Origin of the sequence: Flavobacterium sp. UBA4854, from assembly GCF_002399805.1 — a bacterium.
In the GTDB taxonomy this organism is placed as follows: Bacteria; Bacteroidota; Bacteroidia; order Flavobacteriales; family Flavobacteriaceae; genus Flavobacterium; species Flavobacterium ginsengisoli.
The window spans coordinates 9,762-13,228 of sequence record NZ_DHEI01000104.1 but is presented as its reverse complement, the minus strand read 5'-3'; the positions used below and the strand labels follow the sequence as shown (position 1 = coordinate 13,228).

The 3,467-nt window shown below is 35.9% G+C and carries 2 protein-coding genes; both read right to left on the bottom strand.

The genetic code is table 11. The features are described from left to right. On the bottom strand, positions 1-1,205 hold a 1,205-nt coding region (locus B3J44_RS15340; RefSeq protein ID WP_286969411.1), incomplete at its 3' end, for a transglycosylase domain-containing protein. A gap of 132 nt (positions 1,206-1,337) precedes the next feature. After that, positions 1,338-3,467: alpha-2-macroglobulin family protein (locus tag B3J44_RS15335; protein WP_286969409.1), on the bottom strand; the 2,130-nt coding region annotated here is incomplete at its 5' end.

The window sequence follows — 3,467 nt, the reverse complement described above, 5'->3', positions numbered from 1 at the left end:
GAACGAGACAATGCACGATGTGCCGGAACAGCACCGTCAAATGTCAAATTAAAATTTTGAGGTGTATATCCAGAAATTTGCGTTGGAATATCGGCAACTAAAGTGTTCGGCAACAATTCTCCGTCATCTAACATTGCACCATATAAAAGCGGTTTTAAAATACTTCCTGTACTTCTTGGCGCATCAATAATATCAACATCTTTTTGATGATCTGCATCTGCTGGAGAATTTCCAACATAACTCATTACATTTCTACTCTGAACATCGATTACCAAAATAGCTAGATTATGAACTTCATTCTGCTTATACTGATTGTAATAATATCTAGCAATTTGATTAACACGATTTTGTAAAGCATAATCAATTGTAGTTTTTACTCTTGTTCCCTCTTCATTTTTCGCCACTCTCTGCAACAAATGTGGTGCTATTTGAGGCAGATCGTATGGCTTTTGAGGAAGAGGTTCTTCTATAGATAGTTCGTACGTCTGTTTGTCTATTATTCCTTCCTGATGCAGTTTTAATAAAAGACGGTTTCTTTTATTCAATAATTTTATTTGATTTTTTCCCGGATAAATTAAACTTGGCGCATTCGGCAAAACTGCTAAAACTGCATTTTCTGCCCAAGATAATTGATTGGACTGAACACCAAAATAACGCCATGAAGCCATTTCTAATCCCACAACATTTCCCCCAAATGGTGCATGTGCGGCATACATTTCTAGAATTTCATTTTTAGAATAGCCTAATTCTAGTCTCGTCGCGAGAATAATTTCAATTAGTTTTTCAAAATAGGTTCTATTTTTTCCTTTTCGGGAAAGTCTGATTACTTGTTGCGTCAGTGTACTTCCGCCTCTAACCACTTTTCCTGCTTTTCTGTTTTGTTTAAAAGCATTAATCATCGCGCCAGGATTAAAACCGGGATGTTTGTAGAAATATTCATCTTCAAAATAAACAATGCATTTTTTGAACTTGTCTGGAACACTGTCTTGCGCAGGGAAACGCCATTGTCCATCTCGGGCAATTTTAGCTCCAAGAAGTTCTCCTTCTTTGCTTTCTATTACGGTCGAATACGGTTCTTTGAACAAAGTTCGAGGTATCGAAAAATAGTAAATCAGCAAGAGCAGAAATGCAATTGCTGATTTTATTTTATTTCTTTTAATCCAGTTTATGATGCGTTGGAAAAACGCTTTAATTTTATTTTTCAATGCTTGTTTTTTTAACCGCAAAGGCGCAAAGTAATACGCTAAGTTCGCTAAGTTTTTTTTAAAGCCACAGATTACACAGATTAATACAGATTTAAAACCCTTTTAATCCGTACAATCTGTGGCTAAAAAACTTTATTTCACCACCTCAACCCAGAATCCTTTTGTTCTTGCTAAGAATGTATTATCATACATTGCTTCACATTGCAATCCAGGTAAATAATAATTCCCTAAATACGATGCATTTAACAGAATTCTAAAAACTTTTGTTTCTCTGGCTTTCAATCCGAAATAGAAATTTGTTCTATCGTCTCGAATATCAATATAATCGGCAATATTGTTTACCGCATCTCCATAATCTGTGAAACGAGTATTTACAATTTCGAATCCTGAAGGTAGAATTTGAGATAACGCCACGTTTTGAACACTTTCTCCTCTTTGATTTTTAATCGTAACCTCTGCAACAAATTCAGTTCCTTGATTAATTTTTGAAACATTGATTACGCTTCCTTTTCTATTTTTGAAAACAATAGAAGCTGTAACATCACTCTGAACTGCATTTTCTTGTCCGATTGGTAAAATTCCTGTGTTTAATACACGAACATAAACCGTATTAGCTTTATTGTTTTTCAACGTAATACTGTTTGCCCCCGAAGCAACAGACAAACTGCGATCTGCAACCGATTTACCTGTGTTTATTGTCTCTCCTTTTCCGTTTTTACTGAATTGAATATTGATTCCTTTTGGACCATTACTCACTGCAAATTTCGACATCGCATACAAACAATAAGCCGTTGTCTGGGTACTCATCCATTGATTAGCCGACATTTCTTTAGCCAATTTCGTTGCTGTTACAAACGCCTTTTGTTTTTGATCTAATAAAAGCATCGTTTCTAATGCCATTGCTCTATTTCTTTCGCTTGAACCATAATAGTAATAACTGTAGCCATCTGAACTTCCATCAATGCTGGTTTTCAAGAATAAACTTTGTCCCGCCGATTTTTGACCTGCTAAAACATAAGCCGCTGCCAAACGAAGCATACTTTCGTTCGAGATACCTTTTGTTTCACGTAATCTGTTCATTGCTGATAAATCGGCATTTCCAGCTAAAGCTAAAGTATACAAACGATAAGCCTGAGCTAAATCATTTCCATATTTTGGTTCAAATCGCCATTGTTTCGCTTCTTTCTGCTGATAACCTAACCATTTCGATTTGAAATTAATTGGCAATACATATCCTTTTTTCTCTGCTTCGATCAAGAAATGTCCAGCATACGAAGTTCCCCAATCGTCTGCAATTGCATTTCCTTGCCAGTAAGGCATTCCTCCATTTGGTAATTGGAAATTACCCAATCTTGCAATTCCGGCCGCAATGTTTTTCTGAATCAGTTCTTTTCGTTTTGCGTCAATATCTGCTACATCGCCTAAATACAATTGTGGGAAAACAGATGAAGTTGTCTGTTCTACACATCCATGTGGATACTGAATCAAGAATTGTAATCTTCCGTTCAAATTCATAGATGGCATTGACGAAACTTCTAATCTTGCTTTATTACTTCCTGCAATTCCAAATGTTTTCCATGAAATTGTTTTAGTGCTATTTGGCGTTAAAACAACATCTGTAAAAGTACTTGTAACCGGATTCGGATTTGTCATATCAATTTCAACATCATAAACCGATTTCTCGCTTCCAGATGTTGCAATTACCTGAACTTTTGCAATTCCAGTAGCAGATCCGACAACCAAATTAAAGTAAGCCATTTTTTCATCTGGCTGTGCAAAATTTAAGCTTTGAACCGCACTTCCCATTACTTTTAATCCATTGCTTGTTTTTACCTGAATTGAAACATTTTTGATCTTGTTTTCAGTTGCAAAAACCGTTACAGGCAATGTTACTTTTTCTGAAGGCGAAATTTTTCTTGGTAACGAAGCCAAAACCATCAACGGACTCTTAACTTGAGTTGCTTTTTCAACGCTTCCATAAGCACTTGTATTTGCATCTCCTGCCACAACCATTGTTCTAACAGAACCGATATATTTTGGCAGTTTTAATTCGTGCGATTTTGTTTCTCCTTTTCCTAATTTAAAAGGTCCGTAGTACAATACAACAGGTTTAAAACGGTTGGCTTTTTTAGCTTTTCCTCCGCCTAAATCTTGATCACCACCAATACTGAAAATCTGATTTATTTTCCCGCCATAAGCGCCAATTACATCATCGTAAATGTCCCAAGTTTTTACACCTAAAGCTTCACGAACATAGAAACT